Source organism: Sphingomonas oligophenolica, assembly GCF_039522915.1.
Taxonomy (GTDB): Bacteria; Pseudomonadota; Alphaproteobacteria; order Sphingomonadales; family Sphingomonadaceae; genus Sphingomonas; species Sphingomonas oligophenolica.
The window spans coordinates 13629-31497 of sequence record NZ_BAAAEH010000063.1 but is presented as its reverse complement, the minus strand read 5'-3'; the positions used below and the strand labels follow the sequence as shown (position 1 = coordinate 31497).

13 protein-coding genes and 1 pseudogene are annotated in these 17869 nt (G+C 64.6%); 12 read left to right on the top strand and 2 right to left on the bottom strand.

Annotated elements, in window-relative coordinates; all coding sequences use genetic code 11:
* Positions 1-163: 163 nt before the first annotated feature.
* Positions 164-1153, bottom strand: coding sequence for a LysR family transcriptional regulator (locus ABD050_RS27515; protein WP_343892775.1), 990 nt, complete (start codon positions 1151-1153; stop codon positions 164-166).
* A gap of 158 nt (positions 1154-1311) precedes the next feature.
* Here ABD050_RS27515 and purU point away from each other — a divergent pair, with 158 nt between their 5' ends.
* The 9 genes and pseudogenes from purU (at position 1312) to ABD050_RS27470 (ending at position 11322) form a co-directional block, all read left to right on the top strand.
* Positions 1312-2178, top strand: a complete 867-nt coding sequence (purU, locus tag ABD050_RS27510; RefSeq protein ID WP_343892774.1) for a formyltetrahydrofolate deformylase — start codon at positions 1312-1314, stop codon at positions 2176-2178.
* Positions 2179-2181: 3 nt separating this feature from the next.
* A complete protein-coding gene (locus tag ABD050_RS27505; RefSeq protein WP_343892773.1) occupies positions 2182-2343 on the top strand; it encodes a serine dehydratase beta chain in 162 nt (53 codons plus the stop codon).
* Positions 2303-2599: pseudogene (locus tag ABD050_RS27500) on the top strand (L-serine ammonia-lyase, iron-sulfur-dependent, subunit alpha); the annotation flags it as partial. The gene ABD050_RS27505 and the pseudogene ABD050_RS27500, both read left to right, overlap by 41 nt.
* 82 nt (positions 2600-2681) lie before the next feature.
* Positions 2682-5189 carry a GcvT family protein gene (locus tag ABD050_RS27495; protein ID WP_343892772.1) on the top strand — a complete coding sequence of 836 codons (2508 nt, stop codon included), beginning with the start codon at positions 2682-2684 and terminating at the stop codon, positions 5187-5189.
* A 7-nt stretch (positions 5190-5196) separates the two neighbouring features.
* On the top strand, positions 5197-6426 hold the full coding sequence (locus ABD050_RS27490) for an aromatic ring-hydroxylating oxygenase subunit alpha (RefSeq protein ID WP_343892771.1): 1230 nt from the start codon (positions 5197-5199) through the stop codon (positions 6424-6426).
* The gene (locus ABD050_RS27485; RefSeq protein ID WP_425542521.1) at positions 6426-7676 is read left to right on the top strand and encodes a sarcosine oxidase subunit beta family protein; all 1251 of its coding nucleotides are present in this window, start codon (positions 6426-6428) and stop codon (positions 7674-7676) included. The genes ABD050_RS27490 and ABD050_RS27485 overlap by 1 nt, the downstream gene beginning before the upstream one ends.
* Position 7677: 1 nt before the next feature.
* Positions 7678-7971, top strand: coding sequence for a sarcosine oxidase subunit delta (locus ABD050_RS27480; RefSeq protein WP_343892769.1), 294 nt, complete (start codon positions 7678-7680; stop codon positions 7969-7971).
* Positions 7968-10829, top strand: coding sequence for a 2Fe-2S iron-sulfur cluster-binding protein (locus ABD050_RS27475; RefSeq protein ID WP_343892768.1), 2862 nt, complete (start codon positions 7968-7970; stop codon positions 10827-10829). Before ABD050_RS27480 ends, ABD050_RS27475 begins: the two co-directional genes overlap by 4 nt.
* Positions 10822-11322, top strand: a complete 501-nt coding sequence (locus ABD050_RS27470) for a sarcosine oxidase subunit gamma (RefSeq protein WP_343892767.1) — start codon at positions 10822-10824, stop codon at positions 11320-11322. Before ABD050_RS27475 ends, ABD050_RS27470 begins: the two co-directional genes overlap by 8 nt.
* 192 nt (positions 11323-11514) lie before the next feature.
* Here ABD050_RS27470 and ABD050_RS27465 read toward each other — a convergent pair whose 3' ends face one another.
* A complete protein-coding gene (locus ABD050_RS27465; RefSeq protein WP_343892766.1) occupies positions 11515-13878 on the bottom strand; it encodes a TonB-dependent receptor domain-containing protein in 2364 nt (787 codons plus the stop codon).
* 408 nt (positions 13879-14286) lie between these two features.
* Between ABD050_RS27465 and ABD050_RS27460 the strand changes: the two genes are divergently transcribed.
* The 3 genes from ABD050_RS27460 to ABD050_RS27450 are packed head-to-tail and all read left to right on the top strand — an operon-like array spanning position 14287 to position 17869.
* The gene (locus ABD050_RS27460) at positions 14287-16335 is read left to right on the top strand and encodes a phosphocholine-specific phospholipase C (protein WP_343892765.1); all 2049 of its coding nucleotides are present in this window, start codon (positions 14287-14289) and stop codon (positions 16333-16335) included.
* Positions 16332-17369 carry an HAD family hydrolase gene (locus tag ABD050_RS27455; RefSeq protein ID WP_343892764.1) on the top strand — a complete coding sequence of 346 codons (1038 nt, stop codon included), beginning with the start codon at positions 16332-16334 and terminating at the stop codon, positions 17367-17369. The genes ABD050_RS27460 and ABD050_RS27455 overlap by 4 nt, the downstream gene beginning before the upstream one ends.
* Positions 17366-17869, top strand: a complete 504-nt coding sequence (locus ABD050_RS27450; protein WP_343892763.1) for a prolyl-tRNA synthetase associated domain-containing protein — start codon at positions 17366-17368, stop codon at positions 17867-17869. Before ABD050_RS27455 ends, ABD050_RS27450 begins: the two co-directional genes overlap by 4 nt.

The window sequence follows — 17869 nt, the reverse complement described above, 5'->3', positions numbered from 1 at the left end:
CGATCGCGACGCTGCGTAGGAGACTGACTGTCGCCCTCGCTCGAAGATTGATGCGATGTCCTTGCTGCGCCAGAGCGCAGCCTCAATCACCATTTATGACGTAGTAAGATTAGTGGCTTGCAATGAAATCAAGCCAGGCGTGTGATGGGAGCGAGGTTCCTCCTCAGTCTTCGGCGTCGCCGTTGCGCGCGGGTTCTCCTGGCCAGGTGATCGTTGCACTCAGCCAGGGCAGCACTTCTGCGAGGGCCGGTAACCGCCCGTTCCGCAGGCTTTCCGTTGCGAGCGTGGCGATGTCGCGTGGCAGTGTACCGAATTCGCCGCGGCGAGAGACGAGCTGGATGTGGCGGCGGAATTGCGCGCGCCGCATCGGCATCGCGCGCAATCGCGGCAGTACATCGGGATGGCTCGCCAGACATAAGGGCGTGGTAATGCTCCAGCCGAGGCCGGCCGCGACCGAGGACAATTGCTGCAGCGTCGAATCCACCTCGACCCCGTTCGGCAGCTGAAGCCGCATCCGCGCGATCTGGCGCTCGATGCGCTGGCCCATCGCCGACAGCAGCGAGTAGCGGATGAAGGGCCGGTCTTTCAGGGCGTCGATCGGGTCGTCGGCGACCGGAAAGTCGATCGGCGCGATCAGGATGAACTCCTCGGTCATGATCGGGAAATGCTCGACCGACTCCACTTCTTCGAGCTGGCTGCTGCCGGTGATCAGCATATCGAGCTTGCGGGCGAGGAACTCGTGATGCTGCAGCAGCGAGATGCCCGAGCGGAGCTGCCATGAAAGCGCGCGTCCGCCGATCCCCTGGAGCAGCGGCGCGGTTAGATGGTTGGCGATGCTTTCGGCCATTGCGATCGTCACGCATTCGGCGGGGTGTTCGCTGCCTTCGCGTACTTCGCGCGCGAGGCCCTTGGCGGCGGCTATCAGATTCGATCCGTCGCGCAGCAACAGCTTGCCGCTGGGCGTGAGCGCGAGCGGGCGCATCCCGCGGTCGAACAGGCGGACGCCGAGCGCCGCCTCGAGCTTCGAGATCGTTTGCGACACCGCTGACTGAGTCATGCCAAGATGCTGGGCGCTCTGGGTCATGCCGCCGAACTCGGCGGTGAGCATGAAGACTTCGATCGAGTTCAGGTCGAAACCGGAGGGAAGCTTCATCGTGTCGGCTGTTTCCTGAGGAGCATGGGCCGTTGCTAGCGCAGAATGGCCGTGCCTGGCCACCGCCGCGCGATCGGTCCCACTTCACCGGGGGATAAGAGAGACTAATTCGGCGCTCGGAAGATTGCGGCGGCGCGGAGGGGGACTAGTCCCGTGTCATGCCGATGACAGATGCGACACGCCAGTTCGTCCTCCTCTTCGCCTGCGAGGACCGCAAGGGGATTCTCGCCGCGGTCGCCAATTCGCTTGCTTCGCAGGACTGTAATATCCTCGAAAACGCGCAATATGGGGATGCCGGCACCGGGCGCTTCTTCATGCGCGTCAAATTCTCCGGCCCGGCCCGGCTGACCGTCGACGGCTTCAGCGAGGCATTCGCACCGGTCGCCACCGCCTGGCGGCTCGACTGGAAACTTCACGACCTGTCGGTGCGGCTCCGTGCGCTGATCATGGTGTCGAAGGGCGGGCATTGCCTTAACGACCTGCTCTATCGCACAGCGACAGGCGGCCTGCCGATGACGATCACCAGTGTCGTCTCGAACCATATGACCTGGGCGCGGCGGGTCGAGCATGAGGGGATACCGTTCCTCCACCTGCCGATCACCGCCGAGACCAAGGCAGAGCAGGAGGCGGCGCTGCTTGCGCTGATCGACGATCAACAGGTCGATCTGGTGATCCTTGCGCGCTACATGCAGGTTCTGTCGGACGCGTTGTGTCGGCGACTGGACGGTCGCGTGATCAACATCCACCACAGTTTTCTGCCGGGCTTCAAGGGGGCCAATCCCTATCACCGCGCCTATGCGCGCGGCGTGAAGATGGTCGGGGCGACCGCGCATTACGTCACGCCGGATCTCGACGAAGGTCCGATCATCGCTCAGGATGTGTCGATCGTCGACCATGCCGACAGCGTCGAGGATCTGATCGCGCAGGGGCAGGACACTGAAAGCCGGGTGTTGGGCCGCGCGGTGAAGGCGCATCTCGACCATCGCGTGCTGCTCAACGGCGAGCGCGCCGTGGTTTTTCGCTGATCCATGACGATCAGCGTCTTCGACCTGTTCAAGATCGGGGTCGGCCCGTCGAGTTCTCATACCGTCGGGCCGATGGTGGCGGGCCGGCGCTTCGCCGTGCTGCTTGCGGCGCGGAGCTTGCTGGGGAGCGTCGCTTGGGTGCGCTGCGATCGAGAACGCGGGTGAGATCGGCATGGGGCATAATCTCGGGCTCACCTGCGATCCGATCGGCGGCCTCGTCCAGATTCCGTGCATCGAGCGCAACGCGATCGGCGCGGCCAAGGCGGTCGCCGCCTCGCGGCTCGCGATGATGGGCGATGGCGTGCATTATGTCAGCCTCGATCAGGTGATCAAGACGATGCGCCAGACCGGGCGCGACATGCGCACCAAGTACAAGGAAACGTCATGCGGCGGCCTGGCGGTGAATGTGGTCGAATGCTGATGCCGCGATAAGCAATACTGATCTCGCCTATCACCGGTGGCGCGGCGATGACCATGGGGTTAGCCAGAAATGAGGAACTAGCGTGAAGACGCATGCGCGTGTGGTGGTGATCGGCGGCGGCGTCGTCGGGGTGTCGACGCTCTATCATCTGGCCAAGCTCGGCTGGACTGATGTCGTCCTGGTCGAGCGCAAGGAGCTTACTTCGGGCTCGACCTGGCACGCTGCCGGGCTGCTGCCGCTGTTCAACCTCAGCTATTCCGTCGGGAAGATGCATCAATATTCAGTCGGCTTCTATCCGACGCTCGAGCCGGAGACCGGGCTGAATGTCGGCTTCTCCAACGTCTCGAATATCCGCCTGGCCTGCACCGAGGATCGGCTCGACGAATATCTTTATTATGCTGGCGTGGCGCGGACGATCGGCGTCGAGGTCGATATGCTTACGCCCGACCAGGTGAAGGAGATCTGGCCGCTCGCCGACATGACCGGGGTGATCGCGGCGATTCGTCACCCGGCCGATGGCTATATCCAGCCCGCCGACCTGACCCAGGCGCTGGCGCGGGGCGCGCGCCAGCTCGGTGCCGAGATCAACCGCAACACGACCGTGATAGCCATCACCCGGCGGCCGAATGGCGAATGGCTGGTCTCGACTGATCAGGGCGACATCATTTGCGAGCATGTCGTCTCGGCGAGCGGCAATTTCGCGCGCAAGACGGGTGAGATGGTCGGGCTCGACGTGCCGGTGATCCCGGTCGAGCATCAATATCTCGTCACGGAACAGCATCCCGCGATCATGGAACGCAAGCGCGCCGGCCTTCCCGAGATGGGCGTGCTGCGCGAGTCCGACGCGAGCTATTATATGCGCGAGGAAGCCGGCGGCCTATTGCTCGGCCCGTACGAAGTCGGCGCGCCGATCTGCTATCCCGACGGTCCCTCGGCAGAATCCGAATATGAATTGTTCCCGGAAGACCTGGAGCGGCTCGAACCGCATATCATGGCCGCGATCGCCCGGGTGCCGGCGTTCGGGGAAGTCGGCATCAAGCGGGTCTATAATGGCGCGATCGCCTATACGCCCGATGGCAGCCCGATCGTTGGCCCGGCGGCCGGGCTGAAGAACTTCTGGCTCAACGAAGGCCACAGCTTCGGCATCACCGCGGCGGGTGGGGCAGGGTGGCAGCTCGCCCACTGGATCGTCGACGGCGAACCCACGATCGACATGATGGGCGTCGATCCGCGCCGCTTCGGCGACTATGCCGGCAAAGGCTATCTCACCGCCAAGAACGAGGAGGCCTATGCCAAGGTCTTCACCGTCCATTATCCAGACGAGGAGCGCGAAGGCGCCCGCGGCCTCCGCCGCACGCCCTGCTATGATCGCATGATGGCGAAGGGCGCCGTGTTCGGGACCGTTTATGGCTGGGAGCGGCCCAACTGGTTCGCGCCGCCGGGGTATCAGCTGAGCGAGGAGGATCTGGCGCGGCCGGACGTCATCCTCAGCCGCAACTATCCCGAGCCGGAGGGCGATGCGCCGGTCCGCGAGCAATGGTCGTTCCGGCGCTCCAACTATTTCGGGCATGTCGGCGCCGAATGCCGGCACGTCACTGAAAAGGCCGGGCTGCTCGACATGAGCGCCTTTGCCAAATGCGAGATTTCCGGGCCGGGCGCCGAGGCCTGGCTCGACGGGCTGCTGACCAATGCCGTCCCCAGGAAGGTCGGGCGCGTGACCCTGTCCTATCTGCTGACCGCGCGGGGCGGGGTGCGCAGCGAGTTCACGGTGTACAAGCAGGGCCCGCAGCGTTTCTACCTGGTGTCGGCGGGGGCCTATGAGAAGCACGACCATGACTATCTGAAGAAGGCGATGCCGCATGACGGCTCGGTCAGCTTCGAGCGGCTAACCACAGCAATGGGCGTGCTCGTGCTCGCCGGGCCTAAGTCACGCGAAATCCTGGCCAGGCTGACCGGCACAGACCTTTCCACCGCTGCCTTCCCCTGGTTGACGGGCAAGACGATCAGCGTCGGCATCGCCGAGGTCGAGGCGTTGCGGGTCAATTTTGTCGGCGAGCTCGGCTGGGAGATCCATCACCCGATCGAGATGCAGAATTACATCTTCGACAGGCTGTTCGAGGCCGGCGGCGACGATCTCAAGCCGTTCGGAATCCGCGCCATGGATTCAATGCGGCTCGAAAAGGGCTACAAGCTGATCCCGCGCGAGCTCTCGGTCGAATATTCGGCGTTTGAAAGCGGTCTTTCGCGCTTCATCGGCGCGAAGAAGACCGATTATTTCGGCCGCGACGCGCTGCTCGCACGGCGGGAGAAGGGCGAGGGCAACAGCCTCGTGACTCTCGAAGTGCACGACGTGACCGATGCCGATGCGCGCGGCGCCGAACCGATCTTCGCCGGCGACGAGATGGTCGGCCGCGCGACCTCGGGCGGCTATGGCTGGCGGACCGGCAAGTCGCTTGCGCTTGCGATGGTCAGGCCCGATCTCGCTGTCGTAGGCGGCGAACTGGAGATAGTCATTCTGGGCGAGCGTCACCGCGCGACGGTGATCGAGGATTCGCCCTTCGACCCCGGCAATGACCGGCTCAGGAGCTGATATCCCAATGTCCCGCTACGAGAAGATCGGCGCTCTGCTCAACCAGGATCGCCCGGGCTACACGTTGCCGCAGCAGCTCTATGTCGGGCAGGAGGCGTTCGAGTTCGACACCCAGGTGCTGCTGAAGTCGGTGTGGCTCTATGCCTGCACCGTCGCGCATGTGAAGCAGCCTGGCGACTTCCATCTGTTCGAGATGGGCAACAACTCGATCATCATCGTCCGCGGCCGCGACGGCGAGGTGCGCGCCTTCCACAACAGCTGCAGGCATCGCGGCGCGCGAATCTGCGCAACCCAGTCAGGCAGCGCCGCGCGGCTGATGTGTCCCTATCATATGTGGACCTATGGTCTCGACGGCCGGCTGCTCGCCGCGCGCGATATGCCCGAAGGGTTCGACAAGGGCGAGTTCGGGCTGATCCCGGTCGCGGTCGAGAATATCGGCGGCCTGATCTTTTTGTGCCTGAGCGACAATCCGCCGCCGATCGACCGGGTCAAGGCGGACATCGCGGGGCAGATCGCGATCTACGATCTCGAACATTGCAAGGTGGCGGTCCAGGAGGAACTGGTCGAGGACGCCAACTGGAAGCTGGTGATGGAGAATAACCGGGAATGCTATCATTGTGACGGCAATCATCCGGAGCTGCTCGCCTGCCTCGGCTCGGAGGGGTTCGGCAAGGGCCTGCCCGAGGACGGCGCAACCGAGACGGCGCGGATCGATGCGGAGCGCGCCGAATGGAAGCGGCTCGGCATTTATCACGACCTGATCGAGTTTCCCGAAGGCTGGTGGCATCGCGTCGCGCGGCTGCCGCTGGCCAATGGCGCCGTCAGCCAGACGATGGACGGCAAGGTTGCGAGCCGCAAATTGCTCGGTCCCTTCACCGAGCCCAATACATCGAGCCTGTCGGTCTGGACTCAGCCCAACAGCTGGCACCATTTCTGCTGCGACCACATCGTCACCTTCTCGCTGACCCCGCTCGCGCCTGCCAAGACCTTGTTGCGTACGAGCTGGCTGGTCCATGAAGATGCCGTCGAAGGTGTCGATTATGATCCGGCCAACCTGACCGCCGTGTGGCGGGCGACCAATCGCCAGGACAGCGATCTCTGCGCGATCAATCATCAGGGAATCGCGGGCGACGGCTATCGCCAGGGGCCCTATTCGATCGAAGAAAAGCTGGTCGACTATTTCAAGCGATTCTACACCGGCAATGCGCGCAAGGCGTTGGATTCGGAGCCTGCGTGATTCGCTATAACTTCCCCACCCTGGTCGCCAAGGCGCTTGGCCATCACAAGACCTGGCCGGTGCAATTCCCCGACGCCAGCCCGAAACTGGCCTATGATGCCGTCATCGTCGGTGCCGGCGGGCACGGGCTTGGCGCGGCCTATTACCTCGCGAAGAAGCACGGTATCACCAATGTCGCGGTGATCGAGAAGGGCTGGCTGGGTGGGGGCAATACCGGGCGCAACACCACGATCATTCGCTCCAACTATCTCTACGACGAAAGCGCGCATCTCTACGATCACGCCGTGAAGCTGTGGGACGGGCTGTCGGCCGAGCTCAACTATAATGTGATGTATTCGAAACGCGGCGTGCTGATGCTCGCCCATAATGTCCATGACGTGCAGAGCTTCAAGCGTCACATCCACTCGAACCGCCTGAACGGCGTCGACAATGAGTGGCTGACCGCCGAGCAGGCGCAGGCCTATTGCCCGCCGCTCTCGATCGATCCGAGGGCGCGCCATCCGGTGCTCGGCGCGGCGCTGCAGCGGCGCGGCGGGACGGCGCGGCATGATTCGGTGGCGTGGGGCTATGCGCGTGCGGCCTCGGCGCTCGGCGTCGACATCATCCAGAACTGCGCCGTCACCGGCATCCGCCGCGGCGTCGACGGGGCGGTCGAAGGGGTGGAGACCGAACGTGGTTTCATCGCGACGAAGAAGATCGGCGTGTCGGCCGCCGGCAACTCGTCGGTGGTGATGGCGATGGCGGGCCTGCGCTTCCCGCTCGAAAGCTTCCCACTCCAGGCGCTCGTGTCCGAGCCGGTCAAGCCCTTCTTCCCCTGCGTCGTCATGTCGAACACGGTGCACGCCTATATGAGCCAGTCCGACAAGGGCGAGCTGGTGATCGGCGCGGGCACGGACGCCTATGTCAGCTATTCGCAGCGCGGCGCGCTGCACATCGTCGAGCACACGCTCGCCGCGATCTGCGAGATCTTCCCGGTGGTCCGCCGCATGCAGATGCTGCGCAACTGGGGCGGGATCGTCGACGTGACGCCCGATCGCTCGCCGATCCTCGGCAAGACGCCGGTCAAGGGGCTCTACGTCAATTGCGGCTGGGGCACCGGCGGCTTCAAGGCGACGCCCGGCGCAGCCGACCTGCTCGCCTGGACGATGGCGAAGGACGAGCCGCACCCGATCAACGCACCCTTCAACCTCGATCGCTTCCGCTCCGGCCGGCTGATCGACGAAGCGGCCGCCGCCGCGGTGGCGCACTGAGATGCTGCTGATCCATTGCCCCTATTGCGAGGAACGCCGGCCCGAGATCGAGTTCAGCTATGCCGGGGAGGCGCATATCGCCCGGCCGGTGCAGCCCGGCACGCTCGACGACGCGCAGTGGGAGAGTTTCCTGTTCCAGCGCACCAACGCCCGCGGCCGGCATTTCGAGCGCTGGCGCCATGTCCATGGCTGCGGCCGCTTCTTCAACGCAGTGCGCGACACAGTGACTGACCGGTTCGAGGCGACCTATAAGGCCGGCCTGCCGCGCCGGGGCGAGACCGGGGAGGGCGCGTGACCGGCTTTCGCGTTCCCGGGCGGGGCCGGATCGATCCCATCCAGCGCCCGAGCTTCACCTTCGACGGCAGGCCGATGACCGGTGCCGCCGGCGACACGCTCGCCTCTGCACTGCTCGCCAATGGCGTTCACCTGGTCGGCCGGTCGTTCAAATATCATCGCCCGCGCGGCGTGCTCGGCGCGGGTGTCGAGGAGGCCAATGCGCTGGTCGGCGTCGATCGCGGACCGGGTCGGCATACGCCCAATCTGCGCGCGACAACGGTGGAGCTGTATGACGGGCTGGTTGCTGAAAGCCAGAATCGCTGGCCGTCGCTCGGCTTCGATCTCGGCGCTATCAACAATGTCTTCTCGCCGCTCTTTCCGGCGGGCTTCTACAACAAGACCTTCATGTGGCCGCGCTCCTTCTGGGAGCGGCTGTACGAACCGGCGATCCGGCGCATGGCCGGGCTTGGTTCGGCGCCCGCTGCGATCGACGCTGATCGCTATGCTGCGACCAATGATTTTGTCGATCTGCTGATCGTCGGTGCCGGCCGCGCCGGCATCGAAGCCGCGCTCGCCGCGATCGGCAATGGCGAGCGGGTGATGATCCTCGACGAACAGGCCGAGTTCGGCGGCAAGCTGCTGTCCGATCCGGCGCGATGGGGCTGGCTGGCCGAAGCGACCGCGCGCCTCGGGGCTGCGCCGAATCTCGCCTGCCTGCCGCGCACGACGGCGATCGGCTTGTATCATGACGGGTTCGTCGGCGCGGTCGAACGGCTGGCGGATCATCTTCCGATCGGGGTTGCGACCGGTCCGCGCGAGCGGCTTCACCGCATCCGCGCAGGACGGATCCTGCTCGCGACCGGCGCGATCGAGCGGCCGCTGGTGTTCGCCGACAATGATCGCCCCGGCATCATGCTGGCGAGCGCTGCGCGGACCTATCTCAACCGCTACGGCGTCGCGGTCGGGCGGCAGGTCGCGCTGATGGCGACTCATGACAGCGGCTATCAGGCTGCATTCGATCTCGCCGAGGCCGGGGTCGCGGTGGCAGCGATCGTCGATCTGCGCGCCGCCGTCGATCCGGTGCTCGCTGATCGCGCCAGAGCGCTGGGGATCGAGCTGATCGCCGGCCATGCGGTGACCGCTACCGCGGGCGCGAAGCGGATCAGCGCGGTGACGATCGCTCCGGCCGATGGCGGCAAGGAGCGCCGCATCGCCTGCGACGCGTTGCTGATGGCCGGCGGCTGGACGCCGACGGTGCATCTTTGGTCGCACGGCAAGGGCGCGCTCGCGTGGCGCGAGGAGCTTGGCGCCTTCGTGCCCGACGGCGAAGTCGATCTGGTGGCCTGCATCGGCAGCTGCACCGGCGCGATCGCCGGCACTGGCCTGACCGTCGAGGCGCTGCCCAGCCGGCGCGATCCGGCTACCTTCAAGGCGTTCGTCGACTATCAGAACGACGTGACCGCGCGCGATATCCGCCTCGCGGTGCGCGAGGGGTTCCGCTCGGTCGAGCATATCAAGCGCTATACCACCAACGGCATGGCGACCGATCAGGGCAAGACCAGCAATCTCAACGGCCTTCAGGTCGCTGCCGGTGCGCTCGGCCGCAGCGCGCCGCAGGTCGGGCTCACCACCTTCCGCCCGCCCTATACGCCAACGACCTTCGGCGCGCTCGCCGGCATGGCCAAGGACGCGCTGTTCCAGCCGGTCCGCAAGACGGTGATCGATGGCTGGGCCGAAGGGCATGGGGCAGTCTTCGAGAATGTCGCGCAGTGGCGCCGCGCCCGCTATTTCCTGAAGGCGGGCGAGGACATGCATGCCGCGGTGTCGCGCGAATGCCGTGCGGTGCGGGCGGGTGTCGGCATCTTCGATGCCTCGACGCTTGGCAAGATCGAGGTGGTCGGGCCCGACGCCGCCGAGTTCCTCAACCGCATGTACACCAACCCCTGGAAGTCACTTGCGCCGGGGCGCTGCCGCTACGGACTGATGCTGCGCGAAGACGGCTTCATCATGGACGACGGTGTCGCCGCGAGGATCGCCGAGGACCGCTTCCATGTCACCACCACGACCGGCGGCGCGGCCCGGGTGCTGAACATGATGGAGGATTACCTCCAGACCGAATGGCCCGACCTCGACGTCTGGCTGACCTCGACCACCGAGCAATATGCGGTGGTCGCGCTCCAGGGGCCGCGTGCCCGCGACGTGATCGCGCCGTTCGTCGAGGGCATCGACCTGTCGCCCGAAGCGCTGCCGCATATGAGCGTCGCCGAGGGCGGGATCTGCGGTGTGCCGACCCGCTTGTTCAGGGTGAGCTTCACCGGCGAGCTTGGCTTCGAGGTCAATGTGCCGGCGGGCTATGGCCGCGCGGTATGGGAGACGCTCCACCGTGAAGGCCAGCAGCATGGCATCGTACCCTATGGCACCGAGGCGATGCACGTGCTGCGCGCCGAGAAGGGCTATATCATCGTCGGCCAGGATACCGACGGCACGCTGACGCCCGACGACGCCGGGCTCGGTTGGGCGGTGGGCAAGAAGAAGCCCGATTTCGTCGGCCGCCGTTCGCTGGCGCGCCCCGATATCATTGCACCTGGCCGCAAGCAGTTCGTCGGGCTGCTGACAGACGATCCGAAGCTGGTGCTAGAGGAGGGCGCGCAGATCATCCTCGATCCTGCCGCGCCGATGCCGGTGCCGATGATCGGCCATGTCACCTCCTCCTATTGGAGCGAGACGCTCGGCCGCTCGATCGCGCTAGCGGTCGTGGCCGATGGACGCGCGCGGGTCGGCCAGGCGCTTTACGTGCCCATGCCGGAGTTGGTGCATCGGGTCATTGTCTCGGACAGTGTTTTCTATGATCCCGAGGGGGTACGTCTTCGTGATTGAGGCGCCGATCCGCAGCGATCCGCTGCCCGCCGAGCCCGTCTGCCACGCAGGGGTGACGCTGTCGCTCGCTCCAGCCCGTGTCCGATACAGCGTGCGAACGCGCGTGCCTCGAGACTTGCCGGTCAAGGTAACGACGACCGCGCCGTTCGGCAGCGGCACGGCGCTGTGCCTCGGCCCGGACGAATGGCTACTCATGCTGCTCGATGGCACCCCGGCGCCCGCGATCCCCGGTGCGCACTCAGTCACGGATGTCAGTCACCGCAGCATCGGCATCAAGATCGAGGGGCCAAAGGCGGAGGCGCTGCTGCTGACTGGCTGCGCGCTTGATCTTGGCCGGGACTTCCCGGCCGGCAAGGCGACCCGTACGCTCTATGACGGTGTCGAGATCATCCTGTGGCGGATCGGCGTCGAGAGCTTTCATATCGACGTCTGGCGTTCTTTCGCGCCTTATCTCTGGGCAGCGCTCGAGCTGGCGGCCAGCGATTTTCGCTGAGCAGGTGACATCGGTTCTGCCTGCGCCTCGGATGACATCGGATCCCGCGGGACGCCTTTTGCGCCTATCGGACGTCAACCAGCCGACGGCCGTTGCTCCATCGGGGCGATTTGCCCCCCGGGTTTCGCCCGCCGTTGTGGCTGGCTTAGGAAGGGGTTGACGGGATGGTGCGTGACCATCCCGTCCCTTTGGTCAGAAGCCCTTCTTTACCGTCACGAAGAACTGGCGCGGCGCCCCAGCCAACAGCGTCTGGTTGTCGCCACTGGCGGTGAAGCCGTTCGAGCCGACCGTCGCGATATATTTCTTGTCGGTCAGGTTGGTGACGTTGCCGGTGATCGAGAAGCCGTGCAGCGGACCGTCACCGTCAAAGCGATAACCGATGCTGGCGTCCATCGTCAGGCGGCCGGGCACCGACTGGTCATTGAGATAGGTGAAGTAGCGCTTGCTCATATAATCGGCCCCGACCCGGGCGGTGAAGCCATATTGGTCGTACACGATTTCGCCCTTGAGCATGTGCGTCGGGCTGTCGACCACTGTCTTGCCGGCAGTCGGCGAGAGAATGACGAGGTTGCCAAGGGCGTCCTTAGTGGTGACGTTATCCTGATATTTCGAGCTGTTGTAGGAATAGCTGCCGAACAGCGAAAACGCCGTCATGAAGCGATAGTTGACGGCAAATTCGCCACCATAGGTGTGGACGCTACCGGCGTTGTTGAGCGTCGGCGGCAGGCCCTGAATGCCCGACCCGTTCGTGAACACGAGCAGGCGGTTGGAAAAATCGACATAATAGCCGACTGCCGAGGCCTGGAGCCCCCCGGTGCGGAAGCGGAGCCCGCCCTCGATCGTCTTTGAGGTTTCCGGCTTCAGCGTGTCCTTGATCAGGTTGAAGGCGATCTGGGTGCCGGCATAGGGCGCCGAGGCGGCCGAGGCGGTGAAGGCACGCATATTCTCGGTATAGTCGACGAAGAGTTCAGTGCTCGGCGAGACGTGATACAGGATGCTCGCCTGCGGCTGGAACCAGTCCCTGGCCTCGATCCGACCCGAAGCGAGGGTTCCGACGCGCAACTGACCATTGTTGATAACGCGGACGCCCTTCCACCCTCCATTCAGCACGAGGCTGTCGTCGAGCAGCTTGACCGTATCGGATACATGATATTGCACCGTCTCGGTGTCGTATTTGCCATCCCAGTCAGTACGGAAGGGGTTGCTCTGGTAATCAATCGCGGGGCGATTGGATGTGCCCGTTGTCATGCCGTAATAGCGGCGGGCGATATTGAGTGTGTTGCTCTCGTACCAGCCGCCGACCTCGAATGTATTGATCCCGCTTTCATAAGTGAGCGCTGAGACCACACCGCCGCGATGCATGCTATATTCGGTGGTACGAAACGAGATCGCTGCGGGATTGGTAATGGGGGTGCCGTCCACATTCGGTGCGCCATAGGGGGTCGGCGTATAGGGCGTGATCCACGAGCCCTGGCCCTTGTCGGCGTGATAATATGCGGTCGTCTTCAGCGTGAGGCCGGGCGCGAGATTCGCGTCCATCTTCACATCGGCGAGATAGTCGCGGCGGAGACCCGCGGCATCATAATAGGCATCGTCGAGCGAGCCGAATCCTGCCGGAAAGCTGAGGCCGACACTGGGATACGGGAACGCCGCTCCGCCGAGATACGCCAGATAATTCTGATAGAATTGCCCGAATTTCTCGGCCGTGGGATAGTCGTTGCTGATATTGTCGTCGGTCAGGCCACGACGCTTGATGATGTCGAGGCTGAGATCCTGATAGTCATTCTCGTGCCGGTCCGAATAGGCAAAATAGGCCGAGATGTCGCCCAGCGGTCCGAGATCGGCGACCACCTTGGCATTGACCTGCTGCTGGCGCTGCTCGCCATAGCCTTTCCATTTGTCGGTCTTGTAATAGTCATAGCTGACATAGCCCTTGACCGTATCGCCGATCAGACCGGAATCGATACGGGCGTAGCCGCGCCAGGTGTTATCCGAGCCGTAAGTGCCCGAGCCGGTCACGTTGAGCTTGTCTCGCGGATCGTCGCTGTAGAACTGGATGGTGCCACCGAGATTGCTGGTCGACGCGGTGCCGAGCGCACCCGAACCCTGGGCGACTTCAGTGCGGCCGACATTCTCGGAGATGATCGCGCGACTGATATGCAGGCCGTTGACGGTGCCGTAGCTCATATCGCCGAGCGGCACGCCATCGAGGGTGAAGCCTAGCTGGTTCTGGTTAAAGCCGCGCAGCGAGATGCGCACTGCCCATTCGTAATTGCCGAAAGCGTCGGCGGACTGGAAATTCACGCCAGGCAGTTTCTCGATCGCCTTGAGCGGGCTGGCGCCGGGAACGATGCGCGCAATATCCAAGGCGCTCACGCTCTGCACCTGGCGGCTCTGGCCGAAGCCGAGCACGACGATGTCGGGCTGAGGAACTTCCGTATCGGTGGCGAGGGCTGCCTTGGCAGGGGCGTCGGCTGACTGGGCACACGCGCCGGATGCCATGAGGAAGGCGCCAGCCCCTGAGCCGGCGAGCAGTGCTATCTTCGAAAGCCGCATGTGATGCCCTTTATCCTGAAGCCCGCTTCAATGTCGGGCACGTTGGTTTTAGGTCTCACGCCATTTCTGTTGTTGCGGCGCAACAAAATCAAGCAAAATCGCGCGAGACGATCATTGAGTTGAATGAACCTTCAAAATGTGATCAGTTTTCCACGTTTCCGGAGAGAAAGGAGGCGCATGCTCGCATATCAGTACGAAGCGAAGCGGGTGCTCTATCACGGAGGAGGGTGTCGGCTGAGCGTTTGGATAGGCGTTTGATGGTTCGTTCAAGCGCTCGTTAGATGGGCTGAGTGACCGTTTAATGACACTTTTGCGATGGCTTGATTTCGGCGGTGGCCTGTGATCTCGCAGGTGCAGCGATTGACAGGGTCGGGCGCGTGCCGGGCCGCGAAGAGGAGCGATATGCGCATGCGTGACCGCCGCGATTTCCTGAAAATGGTCGCGAGTATGACCGCGGCCGGCACCCTGCCGGTGTCGATCGGCAAGGCGCTTGCGCTGCCGGCCAATCGTCGCACCGGATCGATCGCCGATGTCGAGCATGTCGTGATTCTGATGCAGGAGAACCGTGCGTTCGATCATTATTTCGGCACGCTGCGCGGCGTCCGCGGCTATGGCGACCCCAGGCCGATGACGCTCCGCAACGGGAGGAGCAGCTTCCACCAGCCCGCCGCCGATGGCGTGGGGACGGTATTGCCGTTCCACATGGACAGCAGGACGACCAGCGGCCAGCTGATCAAGAGCCTTGACCATAGCTGGAAGGGCGATGCCGCCGAATGGGCTGACTATGACGTCTGGATCAAGCACAAGACGCCGCTGTCGATGGGGCATTTCCGGCGCGAGGATATTCCCTTCTACCACGCGCTTGCCGATGCCTTCACGATCGGCGACGGCTATTATGCATCGCTGCACGGCCCGACCAACCCGAACCGGATGTTCCTCTTCTCGGGGACCAGCGGCCTGTCGGTGGGCGATGACGGCAAACAGGCGGTCGAGAATGCCGATGACGGCAACTGGACGGGCGATATGGCGCGCGACAAGCCGGACTTTGTCGCTGCGGCCTGGACGACCTATCCCGAGCGGCTGCAAAAGGCCGGGATCAGCTGGCGTCTGTACCAGGAATATGACAATTTCGGCGACAATTCGCTCGCCTATTTCAAGAGTTTCCGGGGTCTTGCGCCCATGAGCGATCTCTACCGGCGCGGTCGAGCGATTGTGCCCGGATCGACCGCGGCGAACGCACCGCAGACCGACGCGAGCCCTCTGGTCGCTGCTTTTGCCGCCGATGTGGCCGCCGGCACATTGCCCCAGGTGTCGTGGATCGTCGCCCCGGCCAAATTCTCCGAGCATCCAGAAGCGACGCCCGCCTTTGGCGAATCGCTCACCGCGCGACTGATCGAGGCGCTGGTGGCGAATCCGGAAGTGTGGGCGAAGACCGCGCTGATCATCAACTATGACGAGAATGACGGGTTCTTCGACCATATGCCGGCGCCGATACCCGCGATCGACCGCAAAATGGGCCTGAGTACGGTCGACGTGCGGGGTGAGAGCTATCAGGGCCAGTCGGTCGGCCTGGGCGTGCGCGTGCCGCTGCTGGTGGTGTCGCCCTGGTCGCGCGGCGGCTGGGTCGATTCGCAGGTCTTCGACCACACCTCAGTGATACGGTTCCTCGAGCGGCGTTTCGGAGTGATGGAGCCGAACATCAGCCCGTGGCGGCGCGCGGTGACGGGCGACCTGACCTCGATGTTCGACTTTGCCGATCCCGATGCGTCGGCGCTGCGCGGCTTTCCCGAAACAGCCGACTGCGGTGCACGGATGCTTGCCCAGTCGAAACTGCCCGCGCCCGAGGCGCCGGCAGTGGGCGCATTGCCCCGGCAGGAGCCCGGGCAGCGCCCGGCGCGGCCGCTGCCTTACCAACTCGCGGTCCACGCCGTGGCGGGGCCGGGGCTGACGCTCAGCTTCGTCAACGCCGGCGCGGCGGGCGCGGTGTTCAACGTCTACGCAATCGGCGGCGCGGCGGGGCCGTGGTTCTACACCGTCGGAGCCGGCAAGACGCTAAGCGACTCACTGCCTGGCTTGCCGATCGGCGAGCGGCATGAGGTGAGGGTACATGGTCCGAACGGATTCCTGCGCAGCTTCGCCGGCGATACGGACCTGGGCGTCGAGGCGATCGTCGAGACTGTCGGAGAGGCCGTCTTGATCACGCTCGCCAATCACGGGTCGCAGGCCCGCAGCCTCGCCTGCCGCTCCCTCGCTTATGCGGCCCTGCCGCAGCGCGCGGTCGAGCTTTCGCCCGGTGCGACGGCGACAATGCGCTATCCCGTTACGCGCAATGATCATTGGTATGATTTCGTGGTCGAAATCCCGGGTTCGACCTGGAGCCGGCGTTTCGCGGGTCATGTCGAGACCGGTCGGCCGAGCAAGTCCGACCCGGCGATCGGCGCGCAGGTGATCGCGTGAGCCGGCCGCTACGCGCGATCGCGGCGCTGCTGGCGGGCGCGCTGCTGTGGCCGGGCGCGGTGTCGGCACGGGAGCTCGATCTGTGGCCGGCCGCCACCGCGACACGGATCGAGGCAGCGGTCGCCAGGGCGCCGAAGGATTCGTTTGCGACCTTCGATGCCGACAACACGACCTGGAAATATGATATCGAGGAGTCGCTGCTTCCCTACCTCGAGAACAAGGGCCTGCTCTCGGTGGCGACGCTCGACCCGTCGCTCAAGCCGATTCCGCTGCTCCCGGGCGAAAGCCTGTACGGCTATTATGAGCGGCTGTGCGAGGTCGACGACAAGCTCTGCTATCCTTGGATCGCCCAGGTTTTTGCCGGTCGGCCGCTCGCTGAGCTCAAGCAGCAGGTCGATGCGATGATGGCCGCGAACAAGCCGATCCCGGTCCGTTATGCCGATCACGGCAAGGAGATCGCCGGCACGGTGATGCCGCCCGCGATTTTCCCGGCGCAACGCCAGCTGATGGCCTATCTCCGGGCGAAGGGGATCAAAGTCTATGTCGTCAGTGCTTCGGTCGAGGAGTTGGTGCGGATGATCGCATCCGATCCGAAATATGGCCTGAACGTCGCGCCCGAAAATGTCGTCGGCGTGACCATGCTGCTGCGCGACCCCGCTGACGGCAGCGTGACGACGGCGCGGACCCAGATCGCCGCGGGGCATTATGATGCGGCAGCCAATGCCCATATGGTGCTGACGCCGACCTTATGGTCGCCGCTCACCTGGTATGAGGGAAAGGTCGCCGGTATCCAGGCCTATATCGATCCGATCCGCCGGCCCTTCCTCGCAGCGGGTGACAGCCGCAGCGACTGGCCGATGCTTTTTTATACTGGCGGCGTTCGGATCTGGGTCGACCGCAAGGGGAGCGCTACCCCCGAACTCGCGCAGCGACGGGTGGAGCGCGCTGCCGTCGAGCGATCGGCCGGGCTCACGCCGCCGCTTGCTGCCGACACCGGCTGGGTGACGGTGAGTCAGACCGAGCTCGGACAATGAGCGACAGCGAAGCGCGGCTCCTCGCTGACCTCGAAGTGGCCGGCGTGGTGTTCACGGTGCATGAACATGAGGCGGTGTTCACGGTCGAGGAAAGCGCCGGGCTGCACGAGGCGATCCCCGGTGCGCATACCAAGAACCTGTTTCTCAAGGATGCCAAGGGCCGCTTCTGGCTGGTCACGCTCCCGCACGACCGCCGCGCCGACCTCAAGTTCATCGGCCGGCAGACCGGCGCCGGCAAACTGTCCTTCGCCAATCCCGACCATCTACTCCGGCTGCTCGGCGTGACGCCTGGCTCCGTGACTCCGCTGGCGGCGATCAACGATGCGGATGGTGTGGTATCGGTGGTGCTCGACGCGGCGTTCGATCCTGCGGGCACGATCAACGTCCACCCGCTGCGCAACACCGCGACGCTGGCGCTCGGCTTCGGGGACCTGGTCGCGTCGCTCGCGCGGTGGGGACATGCGCCGCAGATCGTGGCGCTGCAGCCGGAGCAGGCCTGA

Bases quoted from the DNA above. Each gene is read 5' to 3' on its own strand.
- ABD050_RS27515 (WP_343892775.1), bottom strand. From the start codon at position 1,153: ATGAAGCTTCCCTCCGGTTTCGACCTGAACTCGATCGAAGTCTTCATG.
- purU (WP_343892774.1), top strand. From the start codon at position 1,312: ATGCCGATGACAGATGCGACACGCCAGTTCGTCCTCCTCTTCGCCTGC.
- ABD050_RS27505 (WP_343892773.1), top strand. From the start codon at position 2,182: ATGACGATCAGCGTCTTCGACCTGTTCAAGATCGGGGTCGGCCCGTCG.
- ABD050_RS27490 (WP_343892771.1), top strand. From the start codon at position 5,197: ATGTCCCGCTACGAGAAGATCGGCGCTCTGCTCAACCAGGATCGCCCG.
- ABD050_RS27480 (WP_343892769.1), top strand. From the start codon at position 7,678: ATGCTGCTGATCCATTGCCCCTATTGCGAGGAACGCCGGCCCGAGATC.
- ABD050_RS27465 (WP_343892766.1), bottom strand. From the start codon at position 13,878: ATGCGGCTTTCGAAGATAGCACTGCTCGCCGGCTCAGGGGCTGGCGCC.
- ABD050_RS27460 (WP_343892765.1), top strand. From the start codon at position 14,287: ATGCGTGACCGCCGCGATTTCCTGAAAATGGTCGCGAGTATGACCGCG.
- ABD050_RS27450 (WP_343892763.1), top strand. From the start codon at position 17,366: ATGAGCGACAGCGAAGCGCGGCTCCTCGCTGACCTCGAAGTGGCCGGC.